18 protein-coding genes are annotated in these 18,311 nt (G+C 33.9%); 10 read left to right on the forward strand and 8 right to left on the reverse strand.

Features of this window, described 5'->3' with window-relative positions:
* Positions 1-109: 109 nt before the first annotated feature.
* Entirely contained in the window at positions 110-2,713 is a 2,604-nt protein-coding gene (gene alaS / locus BT156_RS17000) for an alanine--tRNA ligase (protein WP_072411887.1), read from the reverse strand.
* A 377-nt stretch (positions 2,714-3,090) separates the two neighbouring features.
* Between alaS and BT156_RS17005 the strand changes: the two genes are divergently transcribed.
* The 4 genes from BT156_RS17005 to msrB all read left to right on the forward strand — a co-directional run bounded on the left by BT156_RS17005 (position 3,091) and on the right by msrB (position 5,583).
* Positions 3,091-3,645 carry a sigma-70 family RNA polymerase sigma factor gene (locus BT156_RS17005; RefSeq protein ID WP_072411889.1) on the forward strand — a complete coding sequence of 185 codons (555 nt, stop codon included), beginning with the start codon at positions 3,091-3,093 and terminating at the stop codon, positions 3,643-3,645.
* An 11-nt stretch (positions 3,646-3,656) separates the two neighbouring features.
* Positions 3,657-3,929: a hypothetical protein gene (locus BT156_RS17010; protein ID WP_072411891.1), complete on the forward strand. Its 273-nt coding sequence runs from the start codon at positions 3,657-3,659 to the stop codon at positions 3,927-3,929.
* A gap of 80 nt (positions 3,930-4,009) precedes the next feature.
* Complete coding sequence (locus BT156_RS17015) at positions 4,010-4,459, forward strand: DUF417 family protein (protein ID WP_072411893.1); 450 nt, start codon at positions 4,010-4,012, stop codon at positions 4,457-4,459.
* A 20-nt stretch (positions 4,460-4,479) separates the two neighbouring features.
* A complete protein-coding gene (msrB, locus tag BT156_RS17020) occupies positions 4,480-5,583 on the forward strand; it encodes a peptide-methionine (R)-S-oxide reductase MsrB (protein ID WP_072411972.1) in 1,104 nt (367 codons plus the stop codon).
* A 34-nt stretch (positions 5,584-5,617) separates the two neighbouring features.
* Here msrB and BT156_RS17025 read toward each other — a convergent pair whose 3' ends face one another.
* From BT156_RS17025 to BT156_RS17040, 4 genes are all read right to left on the reverse strand, one after another.
* On the reverse strand, positions 5,618-6,256 hold the full coding sequence (locus BT156_RS17025) for a hypothetical protein (protein ID WP_072411895.1): 639 nt from the start codon (positions 6,254-6,256) through the stop codon (positions 5,618-5,620).
* A 4-nt stretch (positions 6,257-6,260) separates the two neighbouring features.
* Positions 6,261-6,932: a murein L,D-transpeptidase catalytic domain-containing protein gene (locus tag BT156_RS17030; protein ID WP_072411897.1), complete on the reverse strand. Its 672-nt coding sequence runs from the start codon at positions 6,930-6,932 to the stop codon at positions 6,261-6,263.
* A gap of 91 nt (positions 6,933-7,023) precedes the next feature.
* Positions 7,024-7,869, reverse strand: a complete 846-nt coding sequence (locus BT156_RS17035; RefSeq protein ID WP_072411899.1) for an ABC transporter permease — start codon at positions 7,867-7,869, stop codon at positions 7,024-7,026.
* Positions 7,862-8,770: an ABC transporter ATP-binding protein gene (locus BT156_RS17040; RefSeq protein WP_072411901.1), complete on the reverse strand. Its 909-nt coding sequence runs from the start codon at positions 8,768-8,770 to the stop codon at positions 7,862-7,864. Before BT156_RS17040 ends, BT156_RS17035 begins: the two co-directional genes overlap by 8 nt.
* Before the next feature lie 213 nt (positions 8,771-8,983).
* Between BT156_RS17040 and BT156_RS17045 the strand changes: the two genes are divergently transcribed.
* Together BT156_RS17045 and BT156_RS17050 are read left to right on the forward strand one after the other, a co-directional pair.
* Positions 8,984-10,339 carry an AAA family ATPase gene (locus BT156_RS17045; RefSeq protein WP_072411903.1) on the forward strand — a complete coding sequence of 452 codons (1,356 nt, stop codon included), beginning with the start codon at positions 8,984-8,986 and terminating at the stop codon, positions 10,337-10,339.
* Positions 10,340-10,472: 133 nt separating this feature from the next.
* Positions 10,473-11,579 (forward strand): NAD(P)/FAD-dependent oxidoreductase, encoded by a 1,107-nt coding sequence (locus BT156_RS17050; RefSeq protein WP_072411905.1) that lies wholly within the window; start codon positions 10,473-10,475, stop codon positions 11,577-11,579.
* 13 nt (positions 11,580-11,592) lie between these two features.
* Here BT156_RS17050 and BT156_RS17055 read toward each other — a convergent pair whose 3' ends face one another.
* On the reverse strand, positions 11,593-11,874 hold the full coding sequence (locus BT156_RS17055) for a hypothetical protein (protein WP_072411908.1): 282 nt from the start codon (positions 11,872-11,874) through the stop codon (positions 11,593-11,595).
* A 105-nt stretch (positions 11,875-11,979) separates the two neighbouring features.
* Between BT156_RS17055 and prfB the strand changes: the two genes are divergently transcribed.
* Both prfB and BT156_RS17065 read left to right on the forward strand, forming a co-directional pair.
* Positions 11,980-13,092 (forward strand): peptide chain release factor 2, encoded by a 1,113-nt coding sequence (gene prfB / locus BT156_RS17060; RefSeq protein WP_072411911.1) that lies wholly within the window; start codon positions 11,980-11,982, stop codon positions 13,090-13,092.
* A gap of 85 nt (positions 13,093-13,177) precedes the next feature.
* Positions 13,178-13,879 carry a DedA family protein gene (locus BT156_RS17065; protein WP_072411913.1) on the forward strand — a complete coding sequence of 234 codons (702 nt, stop codon included), beginning with the start codon at positions 13,178-13,180 and terminating at the stop codon, positions 13,877-13,879.
* 44 nt (positions 13,880-13,923) lie between these two features.
* On the opposite strand, the gene BT156_RS17070 is transcribed toward BT156_RS17065, so the two are convergent.
* Positions 13,924-14,793, reverse strand: a complete 870-nt coding sequence (locus tag BT156_RS17070; RefSeq protein WP_072411915.1) for an alpha/beta hydrolase — start codon at positions 14,791-14,793, stop codon at positions 13,924-13,926.
* Between the two features lie 371 nt (positions 14,794-15,164).
* Between BT156_RS17070 and BT156_RS17075 the strand changes: the two genes are divergently transcribed.
* Both BT156_RS17075 and BT156_RS17080 read left to right on the forward strand, forming a co-directional pair.
* Positions 15,165-16,046 (forward strand): DUF808 family protein, encoded by an 882-nt coding sequence (locus BT156_RS17075; protein ID WP_072411917.1) that lies wholly within the window; start codon positions 15,165-15,167, stop codon positions 16,044-16,046.
* Between the two features lie 3 nt (positions 16,047-16,049).
* Positions 16,050-16,967 carry an acyltransferase family protein gene (locus BT156_RS17080; protein ID WP_072411919.1) on the forward strand — a complete coding sequence of 306 codons (918 nt, stop codon included), beginning with the start codon at positions 16,050-16,052 and terminating at the stop codon, positions 16,965-16,967.
* Between the two features lie 159 nt (positions 16,968-17,126).
* On the opposite strand, the gene dnaJ is transcribed toward BT156_RS17080, so the two are convergent.
* On the reverse strand, positions 17,127-18,248 hold the full coding sequence (gene dnaJ / locus BT156_RS17085) for a molecular chaperone DnaJ (RefSeq protein ID WP_072411921.1): 1,122 nt from the start codon (positions 18,246-18,248) through the stop codon (positions 17,127-17,129).
* Positions 18,249-18,311 lie beyond the last annotated feature (63 nt).

Below are 18,311 nucleotides of genomic sequence, written 5' to 3' on the forward strand. Positions count from 1 at the left end.
GTTTTGTTCATTGATATTCAAATGATTTTTGATAGAGAAAATCTTGGATGAAAAAGAAAAACGCCCGAAAATTTCGGACGTTCTTTATTTTATATTTAAATGAATTTAATTAAATATTCAAAGCTTTCTGATAAGCATTCTCTAAACCATCAAGGTTTTTACCTCCAGCAGTTGCGAAACCAGGGTTTCCACCGCCGCCGCCTTGGATTTCTTTAGCTAAATCTTTAACAATAGCTCCAGCCTGATAACTTGAAGCTAAATCATCAGAAACACCAACCGTGATCATCGGTTTATCATCAGCGTTGGAAAGAACGATCGTTACTGAATTAGGAATTTCTTTCTTCAATTGAAATACGATATCTTTTACAGAACCGGCATCCAGAGAAGTTTTCTTCACTAAAAGTTGCTTGTCGCCTTTTTGTTCGTAAGCATTTTTCCAGTCGCCGATTTCGCCTTTTGCTTTTTCTTTTTTGAAAGCTTCTACTTCAGATTTCAGTGAAGTATTTTCTTCGATTAATTTTTCGATAGATCGTACAACATCTTTAGATTTCAATAATTGAGAAAGCTCAAGAACCTGTTTTTCTAAATTTTTAAAATATTCCTCAGATTTATCACCTGAAATCGCTTCAATTCTTCTGATTCCTGCTGCTGCAGAACTTTCTGAAGTCAATTTGAAATGACCGATTTCGCTTGTATTTTTAACGTGAGTTCCTCCGCAAAGTTCTTTTGAGCTTCCAAACTGGATCATTCTTACGCTGTCACCATATTTTTCACCAAATAAAGCCATTGCTCCTTTATCAATTGCTTCCTGAATCGGAATATTTCTGAATTCCTGTAAAGCAATACTTTCTTTGATTTTTGCATTCACTTTTTCTTCAACCAAAGCCAGTTCTTCCTCCGTCATTTTATTGAAGTGAGAGAAGTCAAAACGAAGATATTCAGGGCCAACATAAGAACCTTTTTGCTCAACGTGAGTTCCCAAAACCTCTCTTAAAGCTTCGTGTAAAAGGTGAGTTACCGAGTGGTTTGCCTGAGAGTTTTTTCTGTCGGTTGCATCTACTTTAGCATAGAAAATAGCTCCTGCATCTTTCGGAAGGCCGTTGATTAATGAAATAATTAATCCGTTTTCCTTTTTTGTTTCTAATACTTCGAAACTTTCAGTAGCATTTTCAAGAACGCCTTTATCACCAACCTGTCCACCGCCTTCTGGATAAAAAGGGGAGTTGCTCAACACAACCTGATAAAATTCGCCGTCTTTATTTTCTACTTTTCTGTATCTTGTAATGTATGTTTCAGCTTCGATTTGGTCGTAACCAACGAAGTTTTCTTCTCTTTCTTCTAAAGTTACCCAGTCGTACACTTTCTGAGCAGAATCAGCTTTTGAACGAAGTTTTTGCTTCTCCATTTCAGCTTTAAAACCTGCTTCATCGATTGTCAACCCTTTTTCTTCTGCAATAATTCTTGTTAAATCATCGGGGAAACCGTAAGTATCATATAATTCGAAAACTTCTTCGCTTGGTAAAACTTTAGAATTGCTTTCAATCGTTTGCTGAATTAATTTTTCAACTCTGATCAATCCGTTTTCAATTGTTTTTAAGAAAGATTCTTCTTCACTTTTGATAACTTCAGTAACTAATTTTCCTTGTTTTTCCAATTCAGGGAATACTGATCCCATCTGATCTTTAAGAACAGCAACCAATTCAAAAAGGAAAGGCTCTTTCATATCTAAGAATCTGTAAGAATAAGAAATTCCTCTTCTTAAAATTCTTCTGATCACATATCCGGCACCTCCGTTTGAAGGCAATTGTCCGTCAGCGATTGCAAATGAAACTGCTCTGATGTGATCTACCACAACACGGATCGCAATATCTTTTTCGTCTTCTAAAATTCCTGTATATTTTTTACCTGAAAGCTCTTCAACTTTAGCAATCAAAGGAGTGAAAACGTCTGTGTCATAGTTGGAAGATTTTCCTTGAAGCGCCATACAAAGACGTTCGAAACCCATTCCTGTATCAACGTGTTGTTGAGGAAGTTTTTCCAATGATTTGTCAGCTTTTCTGTTAAATTCCATGAAAACCAAATTCCAGACTTCTACAACCTGAGGATGATCATTATTCACCAATTCCAATCCTGAAACTTTAGCTTTTTCCTCTGGAGTTCTCAAGTCAACGTGGATCTCAGAACATGGTCCGCACGGCCCGCTTTCACCCATTTCCCAGAAATTATCTTTCTTATTTCCGTTGATAATTCTGTCTTCAGAAATGTGAGATTTCCAGAAATCATAGGCATCCTGATCTCTTTCAAGGTTTTCAGAAGCGTCCCCTTCAAAAATGGTTACATAGAGGTTTTCTTTTGGAATTCCGTAAACTTCTGTCAGCAATTCCCAGGCAAAAGCAATAGCATCTTTTTTAAAATAATCACCAAAAGACCAGTTTCCCAACATCTCAAACATGGTGTGGTGATAAGTATCTCTACCTACATCATCCAAATCGTTATGCTTCCCGGAAACTCTCAAACACTTCTGTGTATCGGCAATTCTTGGGGCGGTAGGCGTTTTATAGCCTAAGAAAAAGTCCTTAAACTGCGTCATTCCTGAGTTGGAAAACATTAAGGTAGGGTCGTCTTTCAGCACAATTGGAGCCGAAGGAACGATAAGGTGGCCTTTACTTTTAAAATAATCTAAAAATTTTTGACGTATCTCTTGTGATGTCATAATGATATATTGCTTTGCTTTTTACAAATTTTCGATAAGATGCAAATTTACTATTTTTAGGTGATTTAGTTTTAAATATTTAATACTTTTGGAAAGATTGTTTCAATAGTTTGAAACATTTTTAGAAGCTTTTCCCGCTTTCCGTTACAATCTTTTTTTTCAAAAAAGGATTTTCTCTTCAATCGGGGCTAGGGTTGTAGTCGTTTTTTCAACGGCATGACATAACCGCTCACTTTGTCATCCTATGTTTCCTAAATTAATATTTTACAAACATAGAATGACAAACAGAGTGTTTGATAGATTATGCTAAACAAAACTTTGTACTTTCCCTTTTAACTTATTATCTTCGTTACTATCTGAAAAGATAAAATTTTAATATGACGAAAAACGAAACACTGAAAAGTTGGATAGAACAATATTCCGAATCTTTGCTGAAAAGAGCGGTCTATGTGCTTTCAGATAAAACAGAGGCGGAAGATATTGTTCAGGAGGTTTTTATTGCTGCTTTTTCGTCGTATGATTCTTTTGAAGGGAAAAGTAAGCCTTTAACTTGGCTGAATACAATTCTCAATAATAAAGTTGCTGATTTTTACAGAAAAAAATATAAAACGGAACCGGAAATTAGGCTTGACCATTTTTTTGATGAAACAGGATCTTGGAAAAATAACGATGTACTGAATGATTGGGATACTTCGAATAAAGAAACTGAACTTCTGGATAATGATGATTTTAATAAAACACTGGAGGATTGTCTCGAAGATTTGCCTTCCAGATGGAAGATTCCCATGAAAATGTATTATCTTCAAGAAAAAAAAGCACCCGAAGTAAGTCAGGAATTGAACATTTCTACGACTAATCTTTGGAAGATCTTGCAAAGGAGCAGAATGCAGCTTAGAGAATGTCTGGATTTTAACTGGTTTGCACAATCATAACGAGTAAAAATATGTTGAAAAAATTTATTCATATTTTATTTTTACCATGCAGTGAAGCTACTTTGCTCATGGAAAAAAGAAATGCCAATTCCATTTCTCCAAAAGAGGATTGGAAACTTTCTATGCACTTAAAGATTTGCAAATGGTGCCGGGCTTATAAAGAAAAGTTGGAGATTTTAGATGATATCTTAAAAAGAAAACTTTCTCGTGAAGAAAAAATTGAAATTAATGATTCTGAAATTCAATCGTTTAAAGATAAAATATTTAAAAATTTAGATATTTAGAAAAAATTTTGTCAGGATTTTGAAATTGTTCCGACTATACTTTTGAAAATAACAAAGTATTAACTCAAAATCTTAAAAACATGGACGGAACAACATCAATCAACAAAGAATTACCAACCTATAAAACGGGTTATTATATTTCGCTTTTCGGAACAGCTCTTATTTTGTTTTGGATCGGAATTTTTAAATTTACGCCCACCGAAGCTGCCGGAATAAAAAGCCTTGTAGAAAACCATTTCCTTACTTTTTACGTATATGATATCATGAGCGTTCAGGCAGTGTCAAATGCTATCGGAGCGATAGAAATTATCATTGCCTTACTACTCATATTTAGTGCGAAATTTGCATACTTACGAAGGTATGCAGCGATAGGAATGATCGTGACTTTCCTTACCACTTTGAGTTACTTATTTACAACTCCCGGAATTTGGAAAGTAGTGGACGGAGTTCCTGTAACGGACTTTTTTATCCTAAAAGATTTGATTTTTTTAGGATTTGGATTAATGATACTTCAAAATGACAAAAAATGAATAATAATAAAAAAATAAAAATGAGAAACATATTAGTATTGCTCGGGATGGTGCTGGGCATCGCAGTATTTGCGACAAGTTGCGGAGATTCTTTAAAAAAGAAACCGATAGAAACTAAAAAAGATAATGAGACAGTTATGAACGATAAAAATCTAAAAGAAGTTTATTTTGCAGGCGGATGTTTTTGGGGAACAGAACATTTTTTTCAACAGGTTCGCGGAGTTGTAGGGACGGAAGTTGGCTATGCTAACGGAAAAACTCAGAATCCTACTTATGAAGAGGTGGTAAGTCATACAACAGGTTTTGCGGAAACTGTAAAAGTGAAATATGATCCTGAACAAGTTGATCTTAAATTATTAATTGATCTTTATTTCAAAACGATTGATCCTACAAGTCTTAACAAACAAGGAAATGACAGAGGAGATCAGTACAGAACAGGGATTTATTCAACAGATAAAGATACTGAGGCTATTGTGAAAGAAGAAGTTCAGAAATTAGCTAAAAATTACAGCAAACCTCTGGTTGTAGAAACGATTCCCTTGAAAAATTTCTATAAAGCAGAAGATTATCACCAGGATTATTTGGATAAAAATCCGGGAGGATATTGCCACATTGAGCCGGGACTTTTTGAAATGGCGAAAAATGCAAACCCACTTCCAAAGAAAGATGCAAAATCAAAATATCAAAAAGAGGATAAAAAGGTTTTAAAAGAAAAATTAACAGCTGAACAATATAAAGTTACTCAGGAAAATGGTACAGAGATGCCTTTCAAAAATGAATATTGGGATGAAACCCGTGAAGGTATTTATGTAGATATCACCACTGGAGAACCGTTATTTATTTCAACCGACAAATTTGAATCAGGTTGTGGATGGCCAAGTTTTTCAAAACCAATTACTAAGAAATTGATTAACGAAAAATTAGACACATCAGCCGGAATGGATAGAACAGAAGTTCGAAGCAAAACCGGAGATGCCCATTTGGGACACGTTTTCAATGACGGGCCAGCAGATAAAGGCGGACTTCGTTACTGTATCAACAGTGCTTCTCTGAAGTTTGTTCCAAAGGCAGAAATGGAGAAAAAAGGGTACGGAGATTATCTTTCCCTATTAGATAAAAAGTAATGTGAAAGGAAGGTTGTCGAAAGGCAACCTTTTTTTATTTTAAATTTAATTGAAATCTTTCTTTAATACTTAACATGGAGATGTTCATAAACAGTAAAAATCCGAAGATGATATAATAAGCTGGTTTAGGAAGATCAAGCAAATATTTAATTCTCTCAAAACCTGTGTAGCTTTCTTTATATCTGAAATATTGCCAATGATCTCCGGTTGAACAACCATTAGCTCTATCAATTTTATTTGGATCTTTATAAAAATGAACCGCAAAAAAATGACCAGTATTTCCAACATCAACCGCGTAAGTTTCTTGTTTTGCTAATTGCATGGTATTGATTAAAGTAATCAGATCCTGATAATTATTTTTATCATCAATTATAAATTCAATCCCTGTTTCTTTTTGATTTCTTTGTTGAAGCTTTTTAAGTTCAGAAATATAATAATGTTGGTTTTGTAGTACTTCATTAGGTTTTACAATGATCTTTCGATATTTCCAGTTTCGTACGGACTCAAAAGTATTATCAATGCTGTCATTATATTTATGTTTTGCAGGAATTCCTAGATCAAGTACGGTATAAGGTTTATGAACTCTTTGACTCGCATAATACCAAAATAAGATTGGAATCAACAAAGCACTTATCAATCCCGGAAAATAATATATTTTATTACTTTTTCTCATATTTTTAATTATAAATCCACATCAAAACAGGCTTGGCAGAATTCTGCAATACAGGATCGATCTTTTTCAACGCATCATTAGAAACCGTCGGGCAGCCCCAACCTTCAGGTGAGCCTTTTGGAAAAACTTCATCATTGCTCATTTTATCCCAAGAATGAAAAACAATCGTTCTTTTCAACGCATTATTATTTGTTTTTTCCAAGCCGTGCATTAAATATTTTACATTAATTCCCCATTCGCTTCTGCCTCTTTCTCCGATTTTATACTTTCCTAAAGCTGAAAGATGGCTTCCGTCTTCATTACTGAAATCAGGCTTGTCTTTTGATTGATCCCAGCTCCAGATATTGTTGCCGCACCCATGACCTACCAAATATTTCTGTGTAATTTTCTTTTGTTTAAAATCATAAATAAAAAACCGATTTATTCCTGAATGTAAACTCATATCAATCAAAATACAAAACTCTGTATTAAACTTATTTTTCTTACAAAATTCAAGAGCTTTTTCTGCTTTTTTATCGGTTTTACTAAGATCGATAGCCGGTTTTGCAACGGGTTTTGGTTGTATAACAGAAGCCGTTTTTTCAACAAAATTTTCAACTTTTTGATTACATGAGGTAATTACAATTAATGATAATATTAAAAATGTTGCTATAAAAAATAAGGATAAGTTTTTCATCTTTAAATTCAAAGAAAATTAAAATTAAACAAAAAAGTGATTCAAAATATGAACCACTTTAATTTTTTATAATGTAAGAGTTATAGCTGGCTTACCAATCTCTCTTTTTCAAGATCCAATAAGAACCGAATATGAAAATCACACACCAAACGATACAGGCAATTAAGCTTTCTGTAGGATAAGTGAATTCGTATTTTAATCCCATCATTTTCGCCATATCTAGTCTCATCATCGGATTGGGAATAAGGCTTGACATACTTTCTAATGGGAGAAGGTGTGTAAGGAAAAAATCATCTTTCATGATTTTCATTCTTTCTAATTCCTGAGTGCCACGAACTTTTTGAAATACTTCTACAGCCGTTAATATTACTTCAAAGATCCAATAAACAAAGAATCCAAGGAAGACAAACATCGATTTTCTCAGTAAAACAGAAAGAAACATTAGGAAGCAGAAAAATGTAAAAAGCTTTACAAAATAGTTTCCAATAAAGAATATTTCCTTGAAAACGATTTCAGAATCTGTGTTCTTAGAATAGGTATGACCCAAAAATAAGGTAATAATAAACACCAGAAGAGTAGAAACAATCGTAAAAACAGCAATCGTCAATAGTTTTGATGCAATAAATTCTTTTCTGCTCAGCCCATCAATGGTATTTTGCTTAAACATCCTGTTGCTGAATTCCTGCGAGATTGAAAAAACAATAATTAATCCGAGAAAAATCTTTAATAAAGCAACGATCCAAGTGGTAAAGTTCCAGATTTCCGGGAAATTATAAATTCCTTGCTGTTTTAAATTAATGGTAGCTCCAAAAATATCCAAATCTACGAGTCCAATAAAAAGAAGCGCTACCAAAATAGCAAAATAAAGGACGGTGAAAACCTTGAATGGTCTATAATTCAGGTTTTTGTAATATTCGAGTTTTAATAGTTTAAGCATGATTCGTGTTTTTTACAAGTTCAAGGAATTGAGTTTCAAGAGACAGTTTTTTCTTATTCAGATGTGATAAGAAAATCCCTTTTTCTGCCAGTTTTTGATTTAAAGCTGAAGCGGAAATCGAAGCATCATCACGAATTTGAGCTTTAATAATTTCTCCGTCTATTTTCACCGAAGAAAACCATTGAAGTTCCTCCAACACACCTAAAAGTTGAGTATTATTATCTGCTTTAAGTTCAAAATATCCTGTATTAGTAGTCATTTCATCCACTCTGCCGGAATAGATTGCGTTTCCTTCTTTTAGAACAATTACATGACTGCATATTTTTTCAATCTCATCCAAAAGGTGACTTGCAATAATAATCGTAATTCCCTGTTTAGCAATACTGTTGATGATATCTCTGATCTGGATAATTCCCTCAGGGTCAAGCCCGTTGGTAGGCTCGTCTAAAATAAGAACTTCAGGGTTATTCAAAATCGCTGAAGCTATTGCCAGACGCTGTTTCATACCCAATGAAAACGTTTTGAAAGTGTCTTTTTTTCTGTCAAAAAGATTAACGGTTTTTAAGGCTTCATCAATTCTTTCGTAAGGCGTTCCTTTGATCTCGGCAACAATTTTCAGATTGGTTTCCGCGCTTAGATAAGGATAGAAATTAGGCTGCTCGATAATTGCCCCGATTTTTTTCAGAGTATCAGAATCGGTTCCCTTTTTTCCAAACCAGAACCAGTCGCCGCTTGTAGGATTTATGGTTGATAGCAACATCCCGAAAGTAGTTGATTTTCCGCTTCCGTTAGGCCCTAAAAGACCATAAACATTGCCTTTCTCAACATCAAAAGATATATTGTTTACCACAACTCTTTTGAATTTTTTGGTGAGATTCTTTACTGATAAGATTTTTTCCATGTAATTTGTTTTACATAGTAGTAGTCTATATAAATTAGAAATTGTTACAAAATTTTTAAATTATAAGTTATTAATTATTAATTATTAATTATGAATTATGAATTGTGAATTGTGAATTTTTCTGTTTACTGCCTAAAGCTTATAGCTTGCTGCCGATAAGGTATTGCTCATTCACATTTTAAATACTAAATTTGATAGAATTAATCGGTAATTATGAAGTTAATTGATTTGGCAAAGGAGCTCCATGTTTCTGCAGAAGCTATAAAACGATTTATCCAGGATTTTGATCTTGAACTTGGAGTGTGCATCAGCACCAATTTTGAAGTGAAGAAGGATTTTGAGAAATTTGCCCGTGAAAATTCAGATTTTTTAAAAGAATATGAAAAAGATCTTGACGAAAAGAAAACGCCCGAGCAAATTGCGGAAACCATTAATAAATCAAAGCAAAAGGTAGAGCAGGCCATAAAAGAATCCAACCCCAATATTTTTGATAACGGTTTCTTTAAATCCTCTATTTCAAGCTATGGAATTGATAATAAATTAGGCGGAAACTATCAGTTTGTATATAATTATTTTGGGCATAAAACAAGTCTTCAACACCGGGATTTTATTGGATACAGAGATTTGTTCTTTTATATTTCAAATGTTTTGGAACCGTTTCTAAATCCACAACAGATTAAAGACTGGGGGATTAATAAGCCTGCCGGAATGATTTTATATGGACCTCCGGGAAGTGGAAAAATTTTCTGGGCCAATAAAATTGCCGAAATCATTAATTATCAATTCAAAGAAGTAAAAAAATACTACTTAGGAACCTCTTTTGTAGATGGAAACAAGACCAATTTCAACGATTTTCTTTTAGAAATGATGAAAGAAGATAAAGTTTTACTTTTCCTTGAAGATTTTGATGAAATTATGATGGAACGTAAAGCAGAAACAGACATTGCTTCCTGCAACCTTGAAACTCAGGAAATCATTCTTCATCATATCGGAAAGTTCGAAAAAGAAGACATTTTGATGGTAGGTTCTGCCAATACAGTCTCAGAAATTGATGAAGAAATTCTGGCTCCCGGTAGGTTTGATGTGATGATTCCCGTTTTTCCGCCCAATGCTTCGGAACGTTCGGAAATCATTCTGTATGCGATGACAAGAGGCCTTGAACAAGATTCTTTACTCTATAAAATTCTTCAGAATAATAAAGCTGATAAAATACCTTTCTGGCAGGATATTTCGTCCAAAATGAAGGTCTTCAGCAATACCATGTTGATCGATTTTACGCAAAGCTTAAAAAAACGAATCAAAAACCTTTATCAGAGATCAAGAAATGAAAATCTAAAGATCGATGAAACGCTTCTGACTGGTGCTTTAAGAGATGCTACCGGAAAACTTACAGAAGAATATCTTGAACAGATTGCAAGATTTTTGAGTGATGTAATTATCAATAATTCCGATGATTTTCAATATAGAATTCAGTCCTTAAAAGTTGAACTGGAATCTTACAGAATTGTTGAAGAACCACAAAGAATTATTGGCTTTCAGCATAACGAAGACGAGAAAAGTAAAGGCTGATGAAAAGATCAATTGTGAATTTTGCTTTGCAAGTCAATTTTGAAATATTTTAGCCTTAAAAAATTCACGAGCGAAGCAAATTAACAATTCACCATTCACTAAACTGACCATTCACAAAATAGACCAATTACTCATGAACAGCGTTTGGGAGCTTGAAACATTTTACAGAAAACGGGATGTTATCATTATCGGAAGTGGTTTTACAGGACTTTGGACTGCTATTTCCATTAAAGAAAAATATCCTGAAAAATCGGTTTTAATTATTGAAAGAAATTCCGTTCCATTGGGTGCTTCAACAAGAAATGCAGGTTTTGCCTGTTTTGGAAGTTTAACCGAAATCATAGCTGATTCTGAAAAAATGGGTTGGGGAAAAACGTTGGAATTGGTAAAGATGAGGTTTGACGGACTTCAAAAAAATCAACACTATTTTAAAAATTCTGAAATTGATTTTGAATTAAGCGGAGGCTATGAAATTCTTAACAATGATCAACCTTTACAGAAAATCGATGAGGTTAATGAAAAGCTAAAACCAATAACCGGAATCGAAAAAACATATTCTTTACAACAGCAAAAAATCAAAGAATTCGGATTGGGAAAATCTAAATTTTTAATTGAAAATCCATGTGAAGGAAGTTTGCATTCAGGGAAATTATTGCAGAAACTTTTAGAGAAATGTCAGGAATTAAAAGTTGAATTCCTTTTTGGAACTGAGGTTGAAAATATTGTTGAAAAGCCCGATGAAATTGAAGTCCAGCTTTCTGAAGGCTTATCGATTAAATCATATCAAATTATTCATTGTACGAATGCTTTTGCTTCAAAATTTTTAGAAAAAGAAAATATTATTCCGGCTCGCGGACAGATTTTATTAACTGAACCTATTGAAAATCTTAAATTAAAAGGAACTTTCCATTATGATGAAGGATTTTATTATTTCAGAAATCTTGGAAACAGAGTTTTATTGGGTGGCGGCAGAAATCAGGATTTTAAAACCGAAGAAACAGCAAATTTTGAAACTACAGAATTTCTGCAAAATCATTTAGAAAATTTCCTCAGAGAAGTTATTCTTCCGAACCATCATTTTAAAATTTCCCTTCGATGGTCGGGGATTATGGCAATGGGCTCAGAAAAAACTCCGATTGTGAAACAACTTTCGGACAGACAGTTTTGCGCTGTACGGCTTTCCGGAATGGGAGTGGCTTTGGCTCCGAAGATTGGGGAGATTGTTGCTGAAATGATCTAAAGTAGAAAAGATATTAATTCTTCTCCCACCAATCAAAGATGTCATCGGTTATTTTTTCTGAGTTAAATTCTTGACGATAAAGACCATACGTTACAATTAATTCATTCTCAATGATTTGTTTTATTTGATCGTAATCAGAGCCTTTTTCTAATTGTTTTAATATTCTTTCAGTTAACAAATCAAATTGATTTTTAGGGAGAGATGGAATTAAATTCATTGATACTATTAATTTTTTTAATTCTGCAAAATTCCCATTCCTTATATTCAGTAAAATATTTATCTCATTAATATCCATTCAATCAAATTTTTATTAAAGTAAATATACTCGAAAAATATTACTTATTTCACATTATTCATTACTCATAATTTTATCCGTATTTTTGCAAAAAAGAATAATTTCGTGATCAACAACGACCAGATAAAAGAAGTTCAATCCAGAATTGAAGACCTATATAAATATCTTCACATAGAAAAAAAGAAGATAGAAATTTCTAATGACGATGAAAAAACGGCTGCACCTGAATTTTGGGATAATCCTAAAACAGCTGAAACTTTCCTGAAACAGCTTCGTTCCAAGAAGAAATGGGTGGAAGGTTATGACGAAATCAGCACCCAGTTTGAAGATTTACAGGTTTTGGCTGAGTTTGCCAAAGAAGATCCCGATTCTGAAAAAGAATTAGACGAAACCTTTCCTAAACTGGTAGAAAAAATCGAAGATCTTGAGTTTAAAAACATGCTTTCTAATGAAGGTGATGAACTTTCCGCTGTTTTACAGATTACAGCCGGAGCCGGAGGTACAGAAAGTTGTGACTGGGCTGCCATGCTGATGAGAATGTACACGATGTGGGCAGAAAAGCAAGGTTACAAAATCAAAGAACTGAATTACCAGGAAGGTGATGTTGCGGGAGTAAAAACCGTTACTTTAGAAATTGAAGGCGAATACGCTTTCGGATATCTGAAAGGTGAAAATGGAGTTCACAGATTGGTAAGAATTTCGCCTTTCGACAGTAACGCAAAACGTCATACGAGTTTCGTTTCTGTGTACGTTTATCCTTTGGTGGACGATACCATTGAAATTAATATTAATCCTGCCGATATTTCATTTGAAACAATGAGATCTTCAGGAGCGGGTGGACAGAACGTTAACAAGGTTGAAACCGCTGTTCGTCTTCGTCACGCACCAACAGGAATTATCATTGAAAACTCAGAATCCCGTTCACAGCTTCAAAATAAAGAAAAAGCGATGCAGTTGCTTCGTTCAAGATTATATGAAAAAGAATTGGAAGAACGTTTGAAAGCCCGTAACGAAATTGAGGCCAACAAAATGAAGATCGAGTGGGGAAGCCAGATCCGAAACTACGTCATGCATCCTTATAAATTGATAAAAGATGTACGCTCAGCTCATGAAACCTCAGATGTGGATTCTGTGATGAACGGAAATCTTACTCCTTTCCTGAAAGCATATCTGATGGCGGACGGAACAGGAGGCTCGGCCGATGACATGGACTTATAAATATCATGTCATCTTTTAGTTAAATTCTTATAATTAATTTCCTTTTGAAGTTTATTAGACTTATTTTTGTTACTTATCAATATATATGGAAGATTTCAATAGCTGGCGAGATTTATTAAACCCTGAGTTTTATATAAAAATGGGAGGGTTTTGGCTTATTTTATTTATTGTTTTTGCTGAAACCGGTCTTTTTGTAGGATTTTTTCTACCTGGGGATTCTTTACTGTTCGTTTCAGGAATTTACGCTGTTGATATCATCAAAGAGACTTTCGGCTCCACAGGGAGCGATTTCTTAGATACTACCATTTTGGCTTCGGCGGTTGCTCTTGCTGCAATTATTGGTAACGAAGTGGGGTACTACTTTGGAGTAAAAGCGGGTCCTGCTTTATATAAGAAGCAAGACACGATGTTGTTTAAGAAAAAATATCTGTATCAGGCTCATGATTTCTTTGAAAAACATGGTGCTTTGGCTATCATTATGGCAAGATTTTTACCTGTTGTAAGAACTTTTACGCCGATGGTTGCCGGGATCGTGAAAATGGATAAAAAAGAGTTTTTAAGAGATAATGTGATCGGAGCTGTTCTTTGGTCGTTCCTACTGATTTTTGCAGGACATTATCTTGATAAATTATTCATGGATCAGTTTGGAATTAATTTAAAGGAAAAACTGGAATACATTATCATTATTATCGTTTTGGTAACAACACTTCCTGTAATTGTTAAATTCTTATTTGGTAAGAAAGAAGATCATTCTAAATATGAAAATCAAGATCAGGATTCTGAATAAATAAATGACATCATAAAATATCAATAACCCGCTTTTGAAGTGGGTTATTTTTTTATCCAATCCAGAATGTTGGGATAGATGATGCTGTCTCTTTTCTTTTTATTGAAGAATCTTGGAACGTGACCTGTTTTTTTCATAAAAATCAATTTATGAGGAATATTTTTCTCAGTAAGAACAGAATCCAGTAATAATCCCTGATGCTGATTCACCAAGAAATCAGTATTTCCCTGAAATAAAAGTGTCGGAACGTTGGTAACATTAGCAATCGGACTTGCTTTTTGAAATTCCTCAGACAGATTTTTTCGGTCAAATTTTACTCCCACAACCTTTTGAAAAGTCGATGAGGTATATTTTGAATAAAATGAATTCAGATAACCTTTGGAATAAAAATCCGTAGGCGCGCTTAGTGAAATGATTTTTTTGATTTCATTTGGATGGTGATACCCGTAAAGCAATGCTAAATGAGCACCCGCACTTTCTCCAAGAAGAATATAATTGTTGGGTTGTAATTCTGCTTTATCTGCTAAGGAATTAAATGTATTAATTGCTAAGCCTATATCCTCCAACTGCTCTCTGTAAGTGATTTTTTTAGATTTTGAAACCAGTCTGTAATTCATATTAATGCTCGGAATATTATTTTCAAACAGCATTTTCTGAACCTGGATCATATGTTCTTTCTTACCTAATGTCCATGCTCCACCATGTACAATCAGCACAACAGGAGAGTCAACAGCATACTCTGTTGGGAGAAAAATATCCATTTTCTGTCTTTTATGTTCTCCGTATTTTAGGTTATAGATTTTCTGTTGATTGTTAGTTCCCACCCAGACCCTGAATTTTGTGTTACAAGAATTTAATAAAAAGCCGATACACCCTAAAGCAAAAAAATGATATCTGAGAATGAGCTTTTTCATAGATTAAAATTACATAAAAAGTTTTTAAATCAATAAAACTAAAATATGATCTTTATTAAGTTTTTTGTATTGAATATTATTTTATTTCAGCAATCTTACATGTTGTTTTAATTTTCGAAGTTGTCGTTATTTTTTTTCATCTAAATTTATTCCTATAAAGTTTGTTTCGACTAATGTTTAAATAGACGGCTGCAACCCTAGCCCCGATTGAAATGAAAATCTTTTTAAAAAAAAAGATTGTAATGAAAAGCGGGAAAAAGCTTCAAATAAAAGTTTAAATAAGTTGTATCTTAAAACCTCTAATAATCATGAATAAGTCGAATTAAATAATTATTTTTGCTCTTTAACAATTATTAAAAAAACATTAAAATATGGCGTCTGGTTTTTTTGCAATTTTGGATGATATCGCAGCTTTAATGGATGATGTGGCGGTTACAAGTAAAATAGCGACTCAAAAAACAGCGGGAATCTTAGGAGATGACCTAGCTGTAAATGCAGAAAAGGCCACAGGTTTCCTTTCTTCACGTGAAATTCCTGTTTTGTGGGCGATTACAAAAGGATCTTTTATCAACAAACTGATCATTCTGCCTATCGTATTTTTACTCAACTGGTTGTATTCTCCGGCTATTAATTATGTGTTGATTCTTGGAGGATTATATTTAGCTTTCGAAGGGGTTGAAAAAGTGATAGAATTTCTTTTTCACCGCGATAAAGAAGGACATGAAGTGGTAGAAGAGATTGAAGAAGACGAAAAAAACTCTGAAGAAATAGAAAAAGCTAAGGTAAAATCGGCTATTACGACGGACTTTATTTTATCAATCGAGATTGTAATTATTGCTTTGGGAACTGTCTTGGAAGAAAATCATCCTTTCATTACGCAGATTTTAGTAACGAGTTTGGTTGCATTTATTGCGACTGTAGGAGTTTACGGAATTGTAGCTTTGATCGTAAGAATGGATGATGCAGGATTTAAATTGATCAAAAAAAGTAATGATAAAGGCTTCTTTGGAACATTGGGGCATTTTTTGGTGAAAGCTTTACCTATTGTTATTAAAATTTTAGCTGTAGTGGGTACGATTGCTTTGATAATGGTAGCTGGCGGTATTTTTGTACATAGAGTAGAATTTCTTCATGGATTACTTCCAAGCTGGCCTGATGTCCTGAAAGAGCTTGCCTTTGGAATTGTTGGCGGATTGGGCGCTGTAGCACTTTTCACTTTAGGCAAAAAAGCAGTTTCAGTTGTTAGGAAATAATATATGAGAAGTTTATCAATTGATGTATTAAAAATAATTCTGGCTTTTTTTGTTGTTTTTTTGCATATGAATCTTTTGAGAGATGAGTATCCATCATTAAGTTATGTTCTCGTCAACGGACTCTTTAGAATTGGAGTACCTGTTTTTCTAATTATTACGGGTTATTATTTTTATTTTGTTGATACTTTTGATAAGTTGAAAAAATGGTCAGTAAGAACATTTTTACTCTATGCAATATGGTCGGCAATTTATATTCCGCTTTGGAAAGAGGGGACGTTTTTTGCTAATATTATATTTGGTTACCACCATTTATGGTATCTGATCGGAACTCTACTTGCCGGAATTCTTTTGTTTACTATAAGGAAAAAATCAACTTCCGTATTGGTTGCAGTTATTCTTCTTTTATTCAGCATAGGATATTGTATCCAGCTTTTGGGAAATCTTCATTATTTTAAAGGTAAACTCGATGTTGTATTCAATCTATTTCCACTGTACAGAAACTTTTTATTTGTCTGTTTTCCCTTTTTGGGAATAGGTTTTTTAATAAAGAAATTGAATATTGATGTTAAACAAAAGCCATCATTATTACTTGTTTTAGGATCAATTGCTCTTGTTATTTTTGAATCTTTTCTAAATTATAAAGTCATTCATTTAAGCCAAAAAGAGAGTATTGACATGTTAATTTCCTTATTAATAGCTTGTCCGTTGATATTTTTATATTGTAAAAATTTACCTTTTAAAACGGATTCAAAAATCTTGGCAAGCTTATCGACTGCAATTTATCTGGTGCATCCATTAATCATGAACTGGATTTTTAACTTATATCTTCCATCGTTTGAATTTGTCATTTTTATTACAGTGCTATTAATTGTAAGTCTAATCTTGGTTTTGGTGAATAGAAAAGTGAAATATTTACTTTAATCCTTTGTTAATATTTACAACAGAAATTGACAAGAAATCAATGACAGTAAAAGTAAAAAGATAAATGAAATTTTCTTCATGGTTTAATTTATTTAGTTCAAAATTAAACTAGACAATTACCAATAAAAAAAGGATTCCCGTAAGAATCCTTTTATATTTTTAGTTGAATAAATCTTTCACTTTATCAAAGAAAGTTTTTTCTTTTCCGGAAGGTTCTGCAACCATTTCTCCGCTAGACATCTGCTTTTCGAAGAAGTCTTTCTGCTCTTTCGTCAGTTTTTGAGGGGTCCATACATTGATGTGGATGAACATATCTCCTTTTCCGTAGCTGTCGATGCTTGGTAAGCCTTTTCCTGCCAGTCTTAGGATCTTTCCAGACTGTGTGCCCGGTTCGATCGTGATCTTAACTTTTCCGCCAACGGTAGGGATTTCTCTTTTGGTTCCCAACGAAGCTTCAGCAAATGAAATATATAATTCCTGGTGAAGATTATCGCCTTCTCTTTTAATTACAGTATCAATTTCTTCCTCTACGATCACCAATAGGTCACCGGGAATACCTCCAAATGGAGCGTCATTACCTTTTCCTCTTACATTAAGCTGAATTCCGTCTCTAGCCCCCGCTGGAATGTTGATCGCGATTTCCTCTTCATCTTTTATTAAACCTTGTGCATTGGCTCCTGCAGGAATTTTATCGGCAACTTTACCGATTCCCTGACAAGTTCCACAGGTAGTCTGCGTCTGCATTTGTCCGAACATCGTGTTCATTACTTTCAGCTGAACACCAGAACCGTTACATGTAGGACACGTTTTTGAAGTAGCACCAGGTGCTGTCTTCATTTTTTTTACTTTAAGAGTTTTTTGGGTTCCGTTTACCATCTCTTCAAGGTTCAGCTTGATTCTTATTCTTAAATTAGAACCTTTCACTTGCTGCTGTCCTCCGCCAAAACCGCCGCCACCGCCGAAATGACCACCAAAAATATCTCCAAACTGACTGAAAATATCTTCCATATTCATTCCTCCGCCGAAACCGCCTCCTCCGCCAAAGCCACCGTTTCCGCTAACTCCTGCATGACCGTATTGGTCATATCTTGCGCGTTTATTGTCGTCGCTTAATATTTCATAAGCTTCTGCAGCTTCTTTGAATTTTTCTTCGGCCTCTTTATCTCCCGGATTTTTATCTGGGTGAAATTTGATAGCCATTTTACGGTATGCTTTCTTTATTTCTTCGGCTGATGCAGATTTGCTAAGTTCAAGAACCTCGTAATAATCTCTTTTTGACATGTCTTTTTATAATTGATTATCGATAAATGATAATTGATGCCTATTGCTTTCGGCTTATAGCCT

This window comes from Chryseobacterium limigenitum, from assembly GCF_900114875.1.
Classification (GTDB): domain Bacteria; phylum Bacteroidota; class Bacteroidia; order Flavobacteriales; family Weeksellaceae; genus Chryseobacterium; species Chryseobacterium limigenitum.

Bases quoted from the DNA above. Each gene is read 5' to 3' on its own strand.
- BT156_RS17005 (WP_072411889.1), top strand. From the start codon at position 3,091: ATGACGAAAAACGAAACACTGAAAAGTTGGATAGAACAATATTCCGAA.
- BT156_RS17040 (WP_072411901.1), bottom strand. From the start codon at position 8,770: ATGGAAAAAATCTTATCAGTAAAGAATCTCACCAAAAAATTCAAAAGA.
- msrB (WP_072411972.1), top strand. From the start codon at position 4,480: ATGAGAAACATATTAGTATTGCTCGGGATGGTGCTGGGCATCGCAGTA.
- BT156_RS17030 (WP_072411897.1), bottom strand. From the start codon at position 6,932: ATGAAAAACTTATCCTTATTTTTTATAGCAACATTTTTAATATTATCA.
- BT156_RS17010 (WP_072411891.1), top strand. From the start codon at position 3,657: ATGTTGAAAAAATTTATTCATATTTTATTTTTACCATGCAGTGAAGCT.
- BT156_RS17015 (WP_072411893.1), top strand. From the start codon at position 4,010: ATGGACGGAACAACATCAATCAACAAAGAATTACCAACCTATAAAACG.
- BT156_RS17035 (WP_072411899.1), bottom strand. From the start codon at position 7,869: ATGCTTAAACTATTAAAACTCGAATATTACAAAAACCTGAATTATAGA.
- BT156_RS17070 (WP_072411915.1), bottom strand. From the start codon at position 14,793: ATGAAAAAGCTCATTCTCAGATATCATTTTTTTGCTTTAGGGTGTATC.
- BT156_RS17025 (WP_072411895.1), bottom strand. From the start codon at position 6,256: ATGAGAAAAAGTAATAAAATATATTATTTTCCGGGATTGATAAGTGCT.
- dnaJ (WP_072411921.1), bottom strand. From the start codon at position 18,248: ATGTCAAAAAGAGATTATTACGAGGTTCTTGAACTTAGCAAATCTGCA.
- BT156_RS17075 (WP_072411917.1), top strand. From the start codon at position 15,165: ATGGCGTCTGGTTTTTTTGCAATTTTGGATGATATCGCAGCTTTAATG.
- alaS (WP_072411887.1), bottom strand. From the start codon at position 2,713: ATGACATCACAAGAGATACGTCAAAAATTTTTAGATTATTTTAAAAGT.
- BT156_RS17065 (WP_072411913.1), top strand. From the start codon at position 13,178: ATGGAAGATTTCAATAGCTGGCGAGATTTATTAAACCCTGAGTTTTAT.
- BT156_RS17080 (WP_072411919.1), top strand. From the start codon at position 16,050: ATGAGAAGTTTATCAATTGATGTATTAAAAATAATTCTGGCTTTTTTT.
- BT156_RS17050 (WP_072411905.1), top strand. From the start codon at position 10,473: ATGAACAGCGTTTGGGAGCTTGAAACATTTTACAGAAAACGGGATGTT.
- BT156_RS17045 (WP_072411903.1), top strand. From the start codon at position 8,984: ATGAAGTTAATTGATTTGGCAAAGGAGCTCCATGTTTCTGCAGAAGCT.
- BT156_RS17055 (WP_072411908.1), bottom strand. From the start codon at position 11,874: ATGGATATTAATGAGATAAATATTTTACTGAATATAAGGAATGGGAAT.